The sequence below is a fragment of the Marinomonas spartinae genome (assembly GCF_900089775.1).
Lineage (GTDB): Bacteria > Pseudomonadota > Gammaproteobacteria > Pseudomonadales > Marinomonadaceae > Marinomonas > Marinomonas spartinae.
This window is the reverse complement of record NZ_FLOB01000004.1, coordinates 361,057-377,878: the sequence shown is the minus strand read 5'-3', so window position 1 is coordinate 377,878 and position 16,822 is coordinate 361,057. Positions and strand designations below refer to the sequence as shown.

Annotated in this window: 16 protein-coding genes; 15 read left to right on the top strand and 1 reads right to left on the bottom strand. The window is 44.5% G+C overall.

Annotation, left to right across the window (positions count from 1 at the left end; all coding sequences use genetic code 11):
* The 8 genes from MSP8886_RS11625 to MSP8886_RS11590 all read left to right on the top strand — a co-directional run bounded on the left by MSP8886_RS11625 (position 1) and on the right by MSP8886_RS11590 (position 8,486).
* Entirely contained in the window at positions 1 to 1,068 is a 1,068-nt protein-coding gene (locus MSP8886_RS11625) for a BMP family ABC transporter substrate-binding protein (protein ID WP_067016562.1), read from the top strand.
* A gap of 239 nt (positions 1,069 to 1,307) precedes the next feature.
* The gene (uraH, locus tag MSP8886_RS11620; RefSeq protein WP_067016560.1) at positions 1,308 to 1,661 is read left to right on the top strand and encodes a hydroxyisourate hydrolase; all 354 of its coding nucleotides are present in this window, start codon (positions 1,308 to 1,310) and stop codon (positions 1,659 to 1,661) included.
* 3 nt (positions 1,662 to 1,664) lie between these two features.
* Positions 1,665 to 2,468 (top strand): xanthine dehydrogenase accessory protein XdhC, encoded by an 804-nt coding sequence (gene xdhC / locus MSP8886_RS11615; protein WP_067016559.1) that lies wholly within the window; start codon positions 1,665 to 1,667, stop codon positions 2,466 to 2,468.
* A 14-nt stretch (positions 2,469 to 2,482) separates the two neighbouring features.
* Entirely contained in the window at positions 2,483 to 3,502 is a 1,020-nt protein-coding gene (locus tag MSP8886_RS11610; RefSeq protein WP_083200920.1) for an adenosine deaminase, read from the top strand.
* Positions 3,503 to 3,659: 157 nt separating this feature from the next.
* Positions 3,660 to 4,028 (top strand): DUF2750 domain-containing protein, encoded by a 369-nt coding sequence (locus tag MSP8886_RS11605; protein ID WP_067016557.1) that lies wholly within the window; start codon positions 3,660 to 3,662, stop codon positions 4,026 to 4,028.
* A gap of 37 nt (positions 4,029 to 4,065) precedes the next feature.
* Positions 4,066 to 4,620 carry a DUF2946 domain-containing protein gene (locus MSP8886_RS11600; RefSeq protein WP_067016555.1) on the top strand — a complete coding sequence of 185 codons (555 nt, stop codon included), beginning with the start codon at positions 4,066 to 4,068 and terminating at the stop codon, positions 4,618 to 4,620.
* A gap of 250 nt (positions 4,621 to 4,870) precedes the next feature.
* Entirely contained in the window at positions 4,871 to 6,283 is a 1,413-nt protein-coding gene (locus tag MSP8886_RS11595) for a PepSY-associated TM helix domain-containing protein (protein ID WP_067016553.1), read from the top strand.
* Positions 6,284 to 6,524: 241 nt separating this feature from the next.
* Entirely contained in the window at positions 6,525 to 8,486 is a 1,962-nt protein-coding gene (locus MSP8886_RS11590) for an LTA synthase family protein (protein ID WP_067016551.1), read from the top strand.
* 110 nt (positions 8,487 to 8,596) lie between these two features.
* Here the strand turns inward: MSP8886_RS11590 and MSP8886_RS11585 are convergent, their stop codons facing one another.
* The gene (locus MSP8886_RS11585; RefSeq protein WP_067016549.1) at positions 8,597 to 9,256 is read right to left on the bottom strand and encodes a class I SAM-dependent methyltransferase; all 660 of its coding nucleotides are present in this window, start codon (positions 9,254 to 9,256) and stop codon (positions 8,597 to 8,599) included.
* 396 nt (positions 9,257 to 9,652) lie between these two features.
* On the opposite strand from MSP8886_RS11585, the gene efeU reads away from it, so the two are divergent.
* The 7 genes from efeU to MSP8886_RS11545 all read left to right on the top strand — a co-directional run bounded on the left by efeU (position 9,653) and on the right by MSP8886_RS11545 (position 16,790).
* Positions 9,653 to 10,510: an iron uptake transporter permease EfeU gene (gene efeU, locus MSP8886_RS11580; protein WP_067016547.1), complete on the top strand. Its 858-nt coding sequence runs from the start codon at positions 9,653 to 9,655 to the stop codon at positions 10,508 to 10,510.
* 75 nt (positions 10,511 to 10,585) lie between these two features.
* The gene (gene efeO / locus MSP8886_RS11575; RefSeq protein ID WP_083200919.1) at positions 10,586 to 11,407 is read left to right on the top strand and encodes an iron uptake system protein EfeO; all 822 of its coding nucleotides are present in this window, start codon (positions 10,586 to 10,588) and stop codon (positions 11,405 to 11,407) included.
* 70 nt (positions 11,408 to 11,477) lie between these two features.
* Positions 11,478 to 12,623: an iron uptake system protein EfeO gene (gene efeO, locus MSP8886_RS11570; RefSeq protein ID WP_067016545.1), complete on the top strand. Its 1,146-nt coding sequence runs from the start codon at positions 11,478 to 11,480 to the stop codon at positions 12,621 to 12,623.
* A 137-nt stretch (positions 12,624 to 12,760) separates the two neighbouring features.
* Entirely contained in the window at positions 12,761 to 14,134 is a 1,374-nt protein-coding gene (efeB, locus tag MSP8886_RS11565; RefSeq protein WP_083200918.1) for an iron uptake transporter deferrochelatase/peroxidase subunit, read from the top strand.
* A gap of 477 nt (positions 14,135 to 14,611) precedes the next feature.
* Entirely contained in the window at positions 14,612 to 15,454 is an 843-nt protein-coding gene (locus MSP8886_RS11560; RefSeq protein WP_139063135.1) for a hypothetical protein, read from the top strand.
* Positions 15,455 to 15,923: 469 nt separating this feature from the next.
* On the top strand, positions 15,924 to 16,316 hold the full coding sequence (locus tag MSP8886_RS11550) for a hypothetical protein (protein WP_067016539.1): 393 nt from the start codon (positions 15,924 to 15,926) through the stop codon (positions 16,314 to 16,316).
* Between the two features lie 78 nt (positions 16,317 to 16,394).
* Positions 16,395 to 16,790, top strand: a complete 396-nt coding sequence (locus MSP8886_RS11545) for a hypothetical protein (RefSeq protein WP_067016538.1) — start codon at positions 16,395 to 16,397, stop codon at positions 16,788 to 16,790.
* Positions 16,791 to 16,822 lie beyond the last annotated feature (32 nt).

Genomic DNA, 16,822 nt, shown 5'->3' with positions numbered 1-16,822 from the left:
ATGAAGTTAAAGAGTTTATTACTTGGCGTAGGCCTCATGCTTGGCGTCACCATGGCTCAAGCAGAAGAGCCTTTTAAAGTAGGCTTCGTATACGTTGGCCCAGTAGGAGACCTGGGCTGGAGTTACGAGCACGACCAAGGCCGTAAAGAAATGGAGAAATATTTCAAAGGGAAAGTAAAAACGACGTATGTTGAAAACGTGGCAGAAGGCGCCGACGCAGAACGTGTCATTACCCAACTTGTCAAAGCGGGCAACAAAGTCATCTTTACGACATCATTTGGCTTCATGAATGCAACCGTTAAAGCCGCTAAACGCTTCCCTAATGTGGTGTTCGAACACGCCACAGGGTATAAGCGGGCGAAAAATTTAGGCACTTATGTTCTTCGTACCTACGAAGGCCGTTATATTTCCGGTGTTGCCGCTGGATTGCTCACTAAAACCAATACCATTGGTTACATCGGAGCCTTCCCTATTCCGGAAGTTATCCGTGATATTGATGCGACCTACATGGGAGCAAAAAGTGTTAACCCTAATATCAAGCTAAAAATTGTTTGGGCAAACACTTGGTATGACCCAGGTAAAGAAACCGACGCCGCCAATGCTCTAATGGATCAGGGAGCGGACGTACTGATTCAACATACCGACAGCCCTGCGCCACTGATTGCCGCACAAAAACGTGGTGCTCGTGCCATTGGTCAAGCATCGGATCAGAGTAAATTTGCTCCTCAAGCGCATATTTTCTCAGTACGTGATCACTGGGCACCCTACTATATAAAAACCGTACAACAAGTGATGGACGGTACTTGGAAGTCGCAGGATTTCTGGGGTGGGTTCCACGACAACATGCTGCAACTGGCTTCCATCAATCCTAATTTGCCCAAAAATGTGCGTGCTAAAATTGAGGAAACATTGGCAGCCATCAAATCAGGCAAACTCAAACCGTTCACCGGACCTATTAAAGACAATACCGGAAAAATCGTTGTGCCTGCTGGTCACTCGTTGACAGACCAAGAACTAGCAAGAGTAAATTGGTATGTTCAAGGCATTACCGATAAAATCCCCCACTAGCAGTCGTTTAATATAAATGGGTTATCGATTCTCTATAGGCGGAGAATCGATAGCTTTTCATCTATCATTTTAAAAACTGGATCAAAACAGCGAAAGCACTATTGATAAAAAAGCGAAAGCACTTTATAAAACACCCCACCCCCTTGGCAGAACACCTGTAACGTCACACTTTAAACAGTGTCGCTTTAAGTAGTGGATCAACCGGCATAAGAAAAAGCGAGCACAGGAGAGAAAACCATATGGGATACCTAACGACACACATTCTGGACACAACACACGGCACCCCAGCGGCGGGCGTTGCCATCACGCTCTATGAGCTGATCGATGGCAATAAAGTCCAACTTAACACCAGCATTACAAACAGTGATGGTCGTTGTGACCAGCCTATCCTGCCCGAGAAGGACTTTCATCAAGGTGTGTATGAACTAGAGTTTGCCATCGGGGATTATTATCGCCGCTTAGACAAACAGCTTGCGGAACCACTGTTCTTGGATGAGGTGGTGATTCGCTTTGGTATCAATGATGCCACCAGCCACTACCATGTTCCTGTTTTAGTTTCTCCCTATGGCTACAGTACATATCGAGGTAGCTAAACCATGGATACAAAATGGGTACAAGAAGCGGCTAAACTGGAAAAATCAGGCATCGACTTTGTGATGGTCTCTGTGTTTAGCATAAAAGGCTCTACACCAAGGGAAATAGGTGCTCGTATGCTTGTTACACAGCATGCCACTTATGGTACCGTAGGCGGCGGTCATTTAGAATGGAAAGCCATTGCGAAAGCAAGGGAAAAACTCAGCGAAAAAGACAGTCAAACAAGCACCGAGGATTACCCTCTTGGGGCAACATTAGGACAATGTTGTGGTGGCTTTGTGACATTACTGTTTGAAAGTGTCCTGCAATCTCCGTTAACCATTGCGATTTTTGGTGCGGGACATGTGGGGCGAGCTATTGTGCATTGCTTAGAAAATATCCCTTGCCATTTAATCTGGGTAGACAGTCGTCAAGATGAGTTCCCGACACAGGTATCGGACAAGGTGACCACTAAAATAAGCGATTACCCCGTTGATGAAGTTGCCGACATGCCAGCCAATACTTTTTATTTGGTACTCACGCACAACCATCAACTGGATTTAGAGCTCACCGAAGCCGTAATAAAACGGAACGATGCGGCCTTTATCGGGGTTATTGGATCGCAAACCAAAAGTGCTCGGTTCCGCCATAAGTTAGCCAATAAAGGCTTCACTCAAGCTCAAATAGACCAAATGCATTGCCCAATGGGTGAACACAATTTGCGCTCAAAGCAGCCTGGAGAAATCGCCATATCTGTCCTTTCCCAGCTGTTAAAAGTACGCGCATCACAACACACAAAAGCATCCCTAGCGATGCCAGTTAAATGAAAAAGAGGTACCCCATGAGTGTGGAAACACTGATGACACTGGCTGAAAAAATGCCAAAAACCGAACTACACCTTCACATTGAGGGAACCTTTGAACCCGAACAGATGTTTGCACTGGCTGAACGCAACCAGATCCCGCTAAAATACTCGACCGTTGAGGATCTCAAAGCCGCCTATCAGTTCACTAATCTTCAGGACTTCTTGGATCTGTACTATCAAGGTATGTCTGTCTTGTTAAAAGAAGCAGACTTTTACGATTTGACGATGGCCTACCTAACCAAAGTACATCAAGAAAATGTTGTTCATGTGGAGATCTTTTTTGACCCTCAAGGACACCTGTCCCGTGGAGTGGATTTCGAGCCACAAATCAGTGGCATTTATAAAGCGTTAAAAGAAGCAGAAGAACAGTGGGGAATGACCTCCAAGCTCATTATGTCCTTTCTGCGGCATTTAAGCGAAGACAGTGCGTTTGAGACCCTAGAACTTGCCAAACCCTATCTTGATTGGATAGACGGCGTAGGATTAGACAGCTCGGAAATAGGCCATCCCCCAGAAAAATTTGCTCGTGTTTTCAAAGCCTGCCAAGAGTTAGGACTAAAAGTCACCGCCCACGCTGGTGAAGAAGGCCCAGCTGACTACGTATGGCAAGCCATCGATCTTATACAAGTGGATCGCATTGACCACGGCAACAGAGCGCTTGAGGATGAACAGCTCGTTAAGCAAATCAAAGCGCGCAACTTAACCCTCACCGTTTGTCCCTTATCTAACCTAAAACTGTGTGTGGTCGATGATTTAACAGATCACCCCATTAAGCACATGTTAAAGCTTGGCCTCAATGCCACTGTCAACTCAGATGACCCTGCCTACTTTGGTGGTTACATGGTGGACAACTATCATGCTTTGATAAAAGAGTCTGATCTGAGCAAAGCAGAACTACACCAATTGGCGAAAAACAGCATTGTCGGTAGCTGGATGTCAGCAGATACAAAGCAGCGACATCTGACGACACTTGATCAACTGTTTAGCACGTATTAAAAGTCACCTAGGGAAAAGCAAAACATACTGGCCATCGCCTTCTGTTTTGCTTTTTTATCGCCTGCTGTATAATTTTCTCTAAAGTATTCCCCCTCTAGGCAGCCCCATTAAGATTTCTTATGGTAAAATGCCTTCTTTTTTCATTAGAGCAAACCCCATGACTGAGACTTCTTCTCTTAACGAGACATTTTTCCGCTTACCGAGTCGCCAACGTTACGACGAAGTCATCGCATTCATTAAGAAAAAGCACAGCATTTGGACCTTATCCGATGCACAGGGCTGCTTAATCCTCCCCCTTGGCCAAGATAAAATATTGCCTATTTGGCCAACGCCAGAATTAGCGCTTTCATGGGGACAAAAAGACTATCCCGATTTTACCCCTTTGGAGATTTCTAGCATGGATTGGGTAAGCAAATGGTTGCCAGGTATGGAAAAAGATGGTTTTGATGTAGGCGTCGCACCTAACCTTGCGGGTGAATGCATTGTGTCAAGCGCACAAGAACACGCTGGTGATATTCAAGGCTAAACAGCCTTGATATACGCTTCTCCATAAGGATTGTGTGATGACATGGTCGATGATTCAACCCAATAAGCGAACAAGACGTTTTCCCGTCTTGCTTAGTCTATTTGCGGTCATTGCCATTTATGTTGTTCCTCTCATATCACAATTAAACATGCAAGCTCATGGAATGAGCCACATGGATATGAATCCAACGATGCATCAGCATCACAATCTACACCATTCACCAACCAAAAAAGTCATAACGCTGCCACCATCATTAATGGTGCACATGGATGAACATGGTGGTGGGGAAAAAATGACGGACTCGGGCTCCATGGACTTCCATGACCCTGATCATTCCGCTAAGTCGATGGACGATGATGATACCTTAGGACTTAGGGCGGCTTGTGGCTTTTGTACACTCCTCTTCCACCTTGCCTGCTTAGCGGTACTTACCTTTATCTTGCCAATCTTAGTGGCGATTTCCTATCTTGCTATATCTTACACCATTAGCACTCACCTCTTACCCTCACGCTATTCAAGATTACAGCCAAGAGCCCCACCAAACACTTCCCACGCTACGTTTATATCATCATACAGCGATCTATTGGCATGACATCTTGATGACGGCACATGACAACCTGTCACGTCATATTATCAAGAGAAGCCGTTACCTAATAGATAACTGAGACCTTTGTACGATCACGAATAGGCCAAGTAAAGGCTTCTCAATGAACCTTTACAGCTTTTTTTACATCACGTTGGCCAATGACGTCATCGAGCCAAGGGTACCTATCGCTTACTTTATTGTTAGATAAGTTTCGCTCTTTTTAGACGAGGCTTATCCCGTTAGACAGATGAGATTTATGTCCAATTTACAGAACACAAAGAAACCAGACGTTTCGAAAAATGCCATGCTATTGCTGATCACTCGTTTACACTTTTATATTGGCATGTTTGTCGCCCCGTTTATTTTCATCGCAGCATTGACAGGAACTGTTTACGTATTGACCCCGCAACTTGAGGCTTATGTCTACAAACACGAGCTCAAGACCGACAGCACAGGGCCAAATAAACCCTTAACTGAGCAAGTAGCCGCTGCTCGCCAATCCTTGTCGAAAGACCTCACCCTATTTGCGGTGCGACCCGCACCGCTGCCAGGAGATACTACACGTGTCATGTTTCTCGATCCAAGCACACTATCGGGCGTTCGCGCCGTCTTTATTGACCCTCATAATTTAGCGGTTCGCGGCAGTTTAGGTGTCTATGGTACCAGCGGTGTCTTGCCTCTTCGTACTACTATCGACTACCTACACCGCACCCTGCTACTCGGTGATTTGGGACGAAACTACAGCGAACTGGCCGCTTCTTGGTTGTGGATTGCCGCGCTAGGTGGCATGTATCTTTGGTATAAGGGAGGCAAAAAGAACCAAACCAAGATTGCCTCTCGCACCCCCTATTTGAGAAAACGTAGAAGCCACTATCAACTTGGCTTAGTAATTTTTCTTGGACTGGTATTCTTTTCAATTACTGGTCTGACTTGGTCTAAATGGGCTGGCGGCAACATCAGCACAGTCCGCCAATACATTGGTTGGGTCACCCCTTCCGTCTCTCTAGATATTAAAAAGACAGCCCACAGCACAGACATGGGTGAACATGCGAATCACCTTGGTCATTCAAACAACGCTAATATGAGCATGACTCAAGCGGCACCCTCGGCAAAAGAAACTGATCAACTTTTCGACAAAGTGTTAAATACCGCACGAGCAGCGGGTATCCATTCCACTAAGATTGAGATCAAGCCACCAAGAAAAGCCAATACCGCTTGGTTTGTTCGTGAAATCCATCGGGAATGGCCCACTCAAGTCGACTCTGTCGCCATTGATGGCAGCACCTTGGCCGTGTTGGGCCATGCTCAATTCGCACACTTTCCATTAATCGCCAAATTAATCCGCTGGGGGATTGATACTCACATGGGCTTATTATTTGGTTTAGCCAATCAACTCATATTAGCCGCTTTTGGTTTGTCACTGTGCGTCATGATTGTATGGGGATACACCATGTGGTGGCGCCGACGTCCAACCGCTGGGGCTACCTCCAAGCCACTGCTTGACGCTTGGAGCAAACTCACACCTACATGGAAAACCATTACCATTGTGGTGAGCCTCTTTGTCGCGATCAGTCTCCCCGTGATGGGCATCAGTTTAGTCGTGTTTTTACTTATCGACGCGATTCGTTGGCAAAAACGACTGCGAACTAAGGCCACACCTCTCCAGTAAAGAAATCAAGCGCCCTATTCTAGACGGAATAGGGCGTTTTTATGGGTAGCGGCTTTATCAGTTCAATTAAGCCTTAATAAGAAGACGCAGATCGGCTACTAATGAATCCACTTTACTACTGTATACGTTACTTTTTTAATCTTGCTAACCAAACCATACTTCTTTTTTAAGATATTTATGCAACATTTTTCCATATTTAAACTATAATCAAGCGTTTTCATCCTCTAGTTTGGTTTTTAATATGGCAAATGCGTTAAATCGATACTGCTCTCCCCTTAGGCCCTTTCTCACTTTTCTATTTATAACACTATGTACTTTAACTCTAAGTCGGCTTTCTCTGATTATCTGGCAACATGAACGGGTCGATTCGTTTAAAGATTGGCTCACCATATTAGGGTTTGGTTTGCGTATTGACTTAGCCTCGCTGGCTTATCTAGCCGCCTTACCCGCACTCTTTGCCGTACTGGTCTCCGGCATTCCGTATATTAATCGTGTCTGGGATATTGCATGCCGTATTTGGCTCTCGGCAGCCTTTGTTTTTTGTGTCTTTATGGAAGCCTCAACACCCGCCTTCATCAACGAGTACAATTTACGCCCAAACCGACTGTTCGTTGAATATTTAATCTACCCCAAAGAAGTGTTTTCCATGCTTATGGCGGGGCATAAACTCACCCTTGCCTTATCGTTACTGGTCACGATTGCCGCTTTTGTGGGTATTTATTATTTAATGCGCAAACAGCACATCACCAACAAACCGCAACCAAAATGGTTTGAGCGCCCAATTCTCGCTGTACTCATTTTACTTATTGGCGTATTGGCCGCACGCTCTAGCTTGCAACACCGAGCAATTAACCCAAGCTACACAGCCTTTACCAATGATCCGTTAGTCAATAGTCTAACCCTCAACTCAGCTTACTCTATGCTCCATGCGGTCAGTCAGATGCAAGATGAGGTCAGCTCGTTTCAACTTTACCCGCAAATGAGCAAAGCAGACATTATCTCCAACATACACAAATCCATGGGTCTAAAAGAAGCGGACTTTGTGTCGAAAGACTTCCCCACTTTGCACAAGCAAACCGCGACCCATCAATACAAACACCCCAAAAACCTCGTGATTATTTTGCAAGAAAGCCAAGGGGCACAATTTATTGGCAGCCTAGGAGGCCTACCCTTATCCCCTGAATACGACAAATTAGCCAAAGAGGGCTGGGCTTTTAACCAACTTTATGCAACAGGCACGCGCTCTGTGCGAGGAATCGAGGCCGTCGTGACCGGGTTCGTCCCAACACCAGCACGCAGTACGGTTAAACTACCCAACTCTCAAACAGGCTTTTTCACCCTGGCGAAATTACTAGGACAGAAAGGATACGACACCAGCTTTATCTACGGAGGTGGTGCGCATTTTGATAACATGAAAGCCTTTTTCTTAGGCAATGGTTTCAACAGCATTATTGAAGAAAAAGACTTTGTAAATCCTGAGTTTGTTGCCTCTTGGGGCGTCAGCGACGAAGACCTGTTCAAAAAAGCCAATGCGACATTTATTGAAAAAGCTAAGCATAACAAACCTTTCTTTAGTCTTGTGTTTAGTTCCTCCAATCACGACCCTTTTGATTTTCCTGATGGCAAAATCGAAGACTACAACACACCGAAAAACTCTCGTGAGAATGCAGTAAAATACGCGGATTACGCAGTAGGCAAGTTTTTTGATATGGCGAAAGCATCTAACTATTGGAAAAATACGGTATTTCTTATTGTCGCCGATCACGATGCCCGCTCTAGCCGACCTGAACTGGTTCCCATTACCAACTTCCATATTCCTGGATTAATCTTAGGCGCAGATGTTTCACCGCAGGAAGATCATCGTCTTATTAGCCAAATTGATCTAGCACCAACCCTGCTGTCTTTAATCGGCATCAACTCGTCGCACCCGATGATTGGACAAGACCTAACCAAGCGAGATGCCAGCTATGTGGGGCGAGCCATCATGCAATTCAATCAAAACCAAGCCTTTATGCGTGGTAATCAGGTCGTCATCTTACAACCCAAATTGCCGCCAAAGACCTTTATTTATCGAAATCATCGCTTAGAAGCCTCTAAAGATGTCAGCCCAGAGCTCATCAGCGAAGCCATTGCCCATCCATTACTCGGCACTTGGCTCTATGAAGACAAAAAATACAACATACCAAGAGAAAGCGAGGAATAAACAAACAGAAGCCGAGCGATGCTCGGCTTCACATTCAATCGGTTAGCGAGTTCAAGGCTCTTAATGTAGAACCTTGCATTTCTGGATAGTGACGATCGCGAACCATGCCATCAAATTTTAGAACGGTGATAGCTAAGGACCTGCCCCTTAAAAGGTTTTACCAAATAACTCGTTTCCAACGGTTTACTTTGACTATGTTGATACCCTAGTGACACCATTTTTTTACTAAACACAGCATGATGGCCTCGACCAGGATCAACCAAAATCACTTCACAATCTGGCGCCGCATGACAATCAATAAAATCCGCTAGCATGTCCACATGGGAGCGCTCATACAACAAGTCGCTACCAATAATGCAGTCATACTGACCTAATGAGGTCTCACCATCTTGCCAACCGGTTCGTACAAATGGAATGGGGCGATCTCCATTGAGTAATACATTCGCACTCAAAAAACGACCTGCTTCTGGGTGATAATCCGTCGCGGTAATATTGGCATGACGATGATTCAACACTAAACTGGCCAAGCCAATACCACAACCCACCTCTAAGATACGCACCCCATCGATGTTATGGGTATACATCAAATGCGCTAATACCTCCCCTGAAGGCCAAATAATACCGAATAATGGCCAAGTAGCAGAGGAAATACCTAGATTTAGAGCTTCATTCTCATCATCGGAAAATTGTTGATTATCGCGAAGAGTACGTACATGAATATCGGAAAGATCAAACTCTAATGTTTGATAACGCACACGGAAAGTTGACATAGATGGCCTAATTAACGCTCAAAAACGGACAATACCATTGAGCTAAGGACGTCATACTAACCCCATCGCCGACATTTACCTACTCAATAACTCAAATTAAATGTTGCGTTATGTGCATAAAGCCCGCCATGTCTCTACTAGACCATACATTTTTAAAGCCTCCCCCTAATCCTCTCCCCAAGACATATCTAATCATTCCCTTGATAGACAGACCTTTCACAAGCGCCACTAGTAGAAAAACAAACAATAAGGAAAAAATGTGAATTAGTTGTCAGTATACTAACACCTGAACTGAACATTCATATAATAAACGCAATGATATTCATTATTATTAACATTTTAGTAATGTATTGCATTTCTTTTTATCTTTTATTACTGACGGATAAGGTGCCACCTATGTTTTTTGTTCCCTTTCTAATCATGCTCCGAGAAGGACTTGAAGCGGCATTAATCGTTAGCCTTATCGCAGGTTACCTTAAACGCACTCAACGCGGACATTGGATGCCAGCCGTTTGGGGAGGCGTTTTCAGTGCGGCACTACTTTGTCTAGCAATTGGTTATGGTATCAATGAAACCACAGGAGAGTTCCCCCAAAAGCAACAGGAATTATTCGAAGCCATCGTTGCCGCCATCGCCGTGGGTATGTTGACCTACATGGTGTTTTGGATGCGTAAAGCAGCGGCCTCTGTCAAAACAGATCTACATAGCTCCATCGATAAAGCACTGGGTAAGCACCAAGGTTCTCGCCAAGGTTGGGCCTTGGTTGGCATGGTGTTTCTAGCAGTCGCCCGTGAAGGATTAGAATCCGTCTTCTTTCTTCTCTCTGCCTTCCAACAAGGCGCTGGTACTTCTGCACCACTAGGGGCGGTGACAGGCTTAGCTTTGGCCGTCTTATTGGGCTTTGCCATTTATTTAGGTGGTCTCAAATTACCACTGGGCGCCTTCTTCCGTTGGACCAGCTTATTTATTTTATTTGTGGCAGCGGGCCTTGCAGCAGGCGCCATTCGATCACTGCACGAAGCGGGTATTTGGAACTACTTCCAGAACATCGCCTTTAATGCCAGCAATTTACTCTCGACGCACAGCGTCTTTGGCACCTTATTAGAAGGTTTATTAGGTTACCAAGAAACCCCCACGGTCAGCGAAGTCGCCATCTACTTTATTTATCTTCTTCCCGCGCTGTACTGGTTTTTCAAGAAGGATGATCTTACTTCCAGCCACACTGGTCGTCCGGTAAATAGTGGCACACCCTAAACCGATTCTGGATAACAAGAAAAACAATCTATTACAAACGCTCTACCCTTAAACAACAACGATACGGAGTCACTAATGAAAACTTCTCTCTCAACACTTGCTCTTGCTGTGTCCATCGCAGCCTGTTCAACCCTGGCTCAGGCCAAAACTCAGGCCTCCGATTTGGTCGCTCCCATTACCGACTACAAGTTCTATGTTATTGAGCAAGTCGATGGATTGGTGAAAGATACGAAAGCCTTTACGGATGCGGTCATCGCAGGGGACGTGCAAAAAGCCAAAAAACTCTACTCGCCTGCTCGTGTGCATTATGAGCGAATTGAACCAGTGGCCGAACTGTTCTCAGATCTTGATGGCAGTATGGATGCCCGAGAAGACGATTATGCCAAAGGTGCAGAAGACCCGAACTTCACAGGCTTCCATCGAATTGAAAAAGCCTTGTGGGCAGACAATACCACCAAAGGGATGAAACCTTACGCAGAGAAACTTTACCAAGACACACTCGAACTGCATAAGCGCCTCACCAACTTGGCTTTCCCTCCTAGTAAAGTAGTAGGAGGTGCCGCTGACTTAATCGAGGAAGTGGCTTCCAGTAAAATCACTGGTGAAGAAGACCGTTACGCTCGTACTGACCTTGATGACTTCCAAGCAAATGTCGATGGGGCGCAAAAAATCGTTTCCTTACTAAAACCACTTCTCATTGAGAAGAATCCAACCTTAGTCAGAAAAATCGACAACAACTTCAAACGCGTTGACAGCATTTTAGCAAAATACCGTACTCCAACAGGCTTTGAATCCTACGAAAAATTAACTAATCAAGATCGTCTAGCATTAAAAGGCCCAATCACAGTATTGGCAGAAGACTTGTCTCTGCTCCGTGGCGAACTGAACCTTAATTAATCCATTATACGATTACCTAAAACACCCGGTTTGATTGATTTCAAAACGGGTGTTGCTTACGGAGAGAAACATGTCAGCTTCATCCACTTTATTCAAAAATGTCTGGCGAAAACCTACTCTTTTGGCAGTGACGACAGGGAGTTTGCTGGCATCTTGTAGTGCATTCGCCAGCGATGTCCCGCAATACCATGTCGAGGTCAACGATAAAAAGTGTCAGCCTATGGCCCTTACCGTTCCAGCAGGCAAAGTACAATTTATTATTCGTAACCAAAGCATGCGAGCACTGGAATGGGAAATTCTTGATGGTGTTATGGTCGTTGCCGAACGGGAAAACATCATCCCAGGCTTTCAGCAAAAAATGACCGTTACCCTAGAGCCTGGAACCTATGAGATGACCTGTGGCTTATTAACCAATCCTCACGGAAAACTTATAGTACAAAGCGACGGTCAGAACAAACCTTATAAAATCACTAGTAACGATTTTATTGGGCCGATTGCCGAATACAAATTCTATGTGATGAATGAAACCCGTCAATTGACTCAGGCCACTCAAGCCTTTACTGATGCTATCCGCGCCAACGAGATGGACAAAGCTAAAGCTCTTTACAGCCAAGCACGTGTGCATTATGAGCGAATTGAACCCATTGCCGAATTGTTTTCTGATCTAGATAACCGTATCGACGCCCGTGAAGATGCCTTTGCCATGGGGGCAAAAGACCCAAACTTCACAGGCTTTCATCGTCTTGAATATGCTCTTTGGAAAGCTAATAGCTTGGCAAATACCACAGCGTTAGCCGATCAGCTTGATAAGGATGTAATGGAATTACAGGGGCGCATACGTAATCTGCCCTTCCCACCCTCTACCGTCGTTGGTGGGGCAGCCGGTCTCATAGAAGAAGTCGCGGCCAGTAAACTTAGTGGTGAAGAAGACCGTTACGCCCATACCGATCTGGACGACTTCAATGCCAATGTAGAGGGCGCTCAAAAAATCGTCTACTTATTCAAGCCGATGATGGACAAGATTAATCCCCCATTGCAAAACCGCATTGAAAACAACCTCAAACAGGTCAGTGACATTTTGGCACACTACAAAACCGACAAGGGGTTTGAACCTTATACCCAGCTATCTGAGCAGGACAGAAAGCGTTTAAAAGGGCCGATTACCGAACTGGCGGAAGATTTAGCAAAACTGCGCGGCAACCTTGGTCTGAACTAAGCAAGCCCGCACAACATATTTGACAAGCGAACAAAAGGCCATGGGCGAAGACATTCGGCCCGTTCATCAACAACCGTTAACGCAATCGCTGGAGCAGAGCGAAAGCGTAACAAGTGACCATATTTGAGGGGAATAACATGAATTGCCCGTTTCATTCTCTATTACAATCCAGACAGACACAAAAAAATAATCAAACAGAAAAAACCGAACAAAACCATGACTCAATTGTCGAGGAGCGCCGTAATTTACTTAAAGGTCTTGGCGCCTTTGGCGGGGCTGTTGCTCTCGGTAGCGCCGTCTCTACTCAGGCACTGGCCGGATCAGAGGGTATGATGGAGGGTAACATGAAAGCGGACGAAGGCTCAGTCGACGCTGAATTTTACACCAGCCGTCAAATGAAACAGCCTTTTTACGGCGCATACCAAAGCGGTATTTTAAATCCTCCGCCAGCAGCAGCTTGCCTCGTTTCCTTTGATGTGATCGCTTATAACAAGGACGATTTAAAAGGCCTCTTCAAAACCCTCACCGAACGGGCAGCGTTTCTAACCCAAGGCGGCAAGCCACCTAGTACAGGGGATAAGTTTCCCCCGTTAGACTCTGGTATTGTAGGCACTTATATCAACCCAGATAACCTAACCCTCACTGTTGCACTCGGCGCCAGCCTATTTGATGAGCGTTTTGGCTTAGCGGATAAAAAACCCAAGCATCTCGTCAACATGACGCGCTTTCCAAACGATGCCTTACAAGCCGAAAGCTGCCATGGTGATTTGTTAATCCAGTTCTGTGCGAATTCTCCCGAAACCGTGATTCACGCGATGCGCGACATCATTAAACACACTCCAGCCACACTGAGCGTGCGCTGGCGTCGCGACGGTTTTATCTCCAACCACGTGGCGGCAACGGCGGGTAAAGAAACCCCAATCAATCTACTTGGTTTCAAAGACGGAACCGTCAATCCCAATACAAAAGATCCAAAAGTGGCCGACGAAGTCATTCTCGTCACCCCAGAAAACCAAGAACCCAAATGGGCAACTGGCGGCAGTTATTTGGCCGTACGAACCATTCGCTTTTTCGTCGAACAGTGGGACAGAACACCGCTACAAGAACAAGAAGCCATTTTTGGTCGGGAGCGAGGTACGGGGGCGCCTTTAGGCATGAAACACGAACACGACATACCTGATTACTCCAAAGATCCAAAAGGCAAAATCATTCCGCTGGATGCCCATATGCGCTTAGCGAACCCCAGAACGCCAGGCTTTAACCAACACCAGCTGTTACGCCGCGCTTATAACTACTCAGATGGTGTGACCAATGCTGGCCAACTGGAAATGGGACTGCTCTTCCTAGCCTATCAAGCCGACTTAAAGGCGGGCTTTATCACAGTGCAGGAACGCTTAAACGGCGAGCCATTAGAAGAATACATCAAGCCATTTGGGGGTGGTTATTTCTTTGCCTTACCAGGCGTGAAAAAACCAGGAGATTATTTTGCCCAAGGTCTGCTAGAAAGCTAAACACACAAAACACGAAAACGTAAAAACTAGGTAAAGAATAAGGCAATCCTAGAGACCCTTATTCTTTACCTAGTACTCAAGGCAGCCATTCTTGTTTACCTAAGTAAAAAACGCTAGTATTTTTTAGCCACAAAAAATTACCTGAGTCTCGTATTCTCTTATCGCTATATCCATAAGTAGACATAAGACATTTAAGAGGGTGTCGCAAAAGGTAACGAGCGAAGATAAGGCAAGACAAAAAACGCCGAAAAAGCGGAGTTTATAACTATAAATGAGCATTTTGAGGCGATTTTTAACGCTGAATTATCAAGCGCAGTAGTTTTGCGACAGCCTCTTTAATTGAGCAGTAAAAAGGACTTTTTATGACAACATTAGATTTAACAACAGCCGTTCCTCCCGTTAGCCCATTGTATAAACCTGTCATCTATACCATTAAGAGCGGCGATACTCTAGGCCAGATCATTGCGAATTTCTATCATGCCAACTATGGTAGTGACCGATATATCGACCCCCGATTCAGTGGGCATGTGTTTAGCCTCGGATAATCAGTCCAGCCAGTCTGAGACGCACCTGATGATGAGTCCGCTAAAAAGAGAGAATTTAGATCAATATAAACTCTACATGCCAACCGATCCAAAAGAACGAGAAGCATTTTGGGCAATGGCTTGGCTGGATGATAACTATAACTGGTTATCAGGAGGTTTGGGGGCAGGATTAACCACCTTAGGTGTGCTAACCCATGAGCAAAATACCACCTTAATTAAAACCGTAGAAACTCTGTATAAACAGTATCAAATGGGCCTTATTTCTAAAGGCCAATATGACTATGGCAGAAGAAAAGCATTGTCTCTCTTTTCACAACGTCTTGGCCCTCTAGAAAAACTATTACTAAAAGGGCAAACAGCGCAACAAGCTATACAAATTGCCCGCTCTGGGGCAGTGCCTGCAACTGAAAAAATTGCCAAAAATCTAAGCCGACTAAACAAACTTTCTAAACTAGCGAGTGTGGGCGGCGTAGTACTGACAGGCGCAAGCCTTGGTATGGGCTGCTACGGTATAGCCCACACTCAGAACCGACAAAAAAAGAATGAAATTCTTGTGGGAACAATGTCTTCTACAATTGCTGGCTCTATTTTAGGTTACGCTTTAGGTGTTTTGTTAATTTCTACTCCTGTAGGTTGGGTCACGGCATTAGCGCTTGGTGCTGGCTCGGCTTTAGCGAGCTATGGTGCAGGAGAAGGAGCGGTAAAGTTATATGACATGTCTGGCGCTAAAGTGGACTTCGCGTCTATGTCAGGGGTCGATCAGATATGCAAATAAGCCAAGAATTGTTTGATCATCTATTTTTAATCATGATGTTCACCGCTATGGGGGGGTTATTATGGCAACCTCCTCTTTGGATTCTTCTAACTTTTTTTACCCCTAAAAAGCTTCTAAATACCTACTTTAAAGAGCCTCATTTTAGTCAGGGAGAGCTTATTTTTATGAGCAGATTTCCTTGGTCACTATTTAGAACATCTATTTTTGGTTGGATACTATTTCTACCTTTTTTAGATAAAAAAAGAAATATACGCAACTGCTATGAGGTTATGCCAACATGGTATCGTATAGGACTAATACTCTTAACAATAAGTACTATGTTAATTATGTTCATATTTTTTGGCATCATGTTTTTTTTACTGACCTCCCATATCACGAAATAAGAAGTGCTGTCGGTTAATGCCCTGAAAAGAGGGCATGCATATGACACATTTGTGGATCTCGCTTCTATATCAGGAGTTGATAAAGTATGCCGATAACAAAAGAAACGGGAGAATTTTTATTTTTAGCGATGATGTTTACCGCTATGGCCTGTGTCCTTTGGGTACCTATTATTTGGTCTCTTCTAACCTTTCTTACACCCAAAAAATTATTAGACACCTATTTTAAAGAACCGCACTTCACTCAGGGAGAGCTTATTTTTATGAACAGGTTTCCTCTTTCTTTATTAAGAACAGGGATGTTTGGGTGGGTGTTATTATTTCCTTTTCTCGATAAAAAAAGAAAAATACGCGACTGTCATAAAATTATGCCGACTTGGTATCGTTTAGCATTAAAATTTTTAACTATAAACGTCATTATTTTTGCCATAGCTTTTTTTGGTATTATGCTTTTTTTACTGACCTCCCATGTCGCGAAATAGGGAATATTGTCGGGTAATGCCTTAGAAAAGGAAGCGCGCATATGACATTTTTGCTTCTATGTCAGGGGGCGATCAGATATGCAAATAAGTCAAGGATTGTTTGACCAGCTATTTTTAGTGATGATGTTTACCGCTATGGGCGGCTTTTTATGGCTACCTACCATCTGGTCTCTATTGACATTTTTGACACCCAAAAAATTATTAGATACCTACTTTAAAGAGCCCCATTTTACTCAGGGAGAACTTATTTTTATGAGTCGCTTCCCCCTGTCTTTATTAAGAACAGGGATGTTTTGCTGGGTTATACTGTTTCCTTGTCTAGATAGAAAAAGAAATATACGCAACTGCTATGAAGTCATGCCCACTTGGTATCGTTTATCCTTAAATATTTTAGGGATAAGTGCTATTCTTATTGCCGTTGTCGTTTTTGGTATTATGCTTTTTTTACTGACCTCCCATATTACAGACACCTAAGCACTGTCTTTATAGAATATAATCATAAGTGT

What these genes read in the sequence shown, in the direction of transcription:
- efeO (WP_067016545.1), top strand. Translation starts at nt 11,478, where the DNA reads ATGTCAGCTTCATCCACTTTATTCAAAAATGTCTGGCGAAAACCTACT.
- MSP8886_RS11600 (WP_067016555.1), top strand. Translation starts at nt 4,066, where the DNA reads ATGACATGGTCGATGATTCAACCCAATAAGCGAACAAGACGTTTTCCC.
- efeO (WP_083200919.1), top strand. Translation starts at nt 10,586, where the DNA reads ATGAAAACTTCTCTCTCAACACTTGCTCTTGCTGTGTCCATCGCAGCC.
- MSP8886_RS11590 (WP_067016551.1), top strand. Translation starts at nt 6,525, where the DNA reads ATGGCAAATGCGTTAAATCGATACTGCTCTCCCCTTAGGCCCTTTCTC.
- uraH (WP_067016560.1), top strand. Translation starts at nt 1,308, where the DNA reads ATGGGATACCTAACGACACACATTCTGGACACAACACACGGCACCCCA.
- MSP8886_RS11560 (WP_139063135.1), top strand. Translation starts at nt 14,612, where the DNA reads ATGCCAACTATGGTAGTGACCGATATATCGACCCCCGATTCAGTGGGC.
- MSP8886_RS11610 (WP_083200920.1), top strand. Translation starts at nt 2,483, where the DNA reads ATGAGTGTGGAAACACTGATGACACTGGCTGAAAAAATGCCAAAAACC.
- MSP8886_RS11545 (WP_067016538.1), top strand. Translation starts at nt 16,395, where the DNA reads ATGCAAATAAGTCAAGGATTGTTTGACCAGCTATTTTTAGTGATGATG.
- MSP8886_RS11605 (WP_067016557.1), top strand. Translation starts at nt 3,660, where the DNA reads ATGACTGAGACTTCTTCTCTTAACGAGACATTTTTCCGCTTACCGAGT.
- xdhC (WP_067016559.1), top strand. Translation starts at nt 1,665, where the DNA reads ATGGATACAAAATGGGTACAAGAAGCGGCTAAACTGGAAAAATCAGGC.
- MSP8886_RS11595 (WP_067016553.1), top strand. Translation starts at nt 4,871, where the DNA reads ATGTCCAATTTACAGAACACAAAGAAACCAGACGTTTCGAAAAATGCC.
- MSP8886_RS11625 (WP_067016562.1), top strand. Translation starts at nt 1, where the DNA reads ATGAAGTTAAAGAGTTTATTACTTGGCGTAGGCCTCATGCTTGGCGTC.
- efeU (WP_067016547.1), top strand. Translation starts at nt 9,653, where the DNA reads ATGTTTTTTGTTCCCTTTCTAATCATGCTCCGAGAAGGACTTGAAGCG.
- MSP8886_RS11585 (WP_067016549.1), bottom strand. Translation starts at nt 9,256, where the DNA reads ATGTCAACTTTCCGTGTGCGTTATCAAACATTAGAGTTTGATCTTTCC.
- MSP8886_RS11550 (WP_067016539.1), top strand. Translation starts at nt 15,924, where the DNA reads ATGCCGATAACAAAAGAAACGGGAGAATTTTTATTTTTAGCGATGATG.
- efeB (WP_083200918.1), top strand. Translation starts at nt 12,761, where the DNA reads ATGAATTGCCCGTTTCATTCTCTATTACAATCCAGACAGACACAAAAA.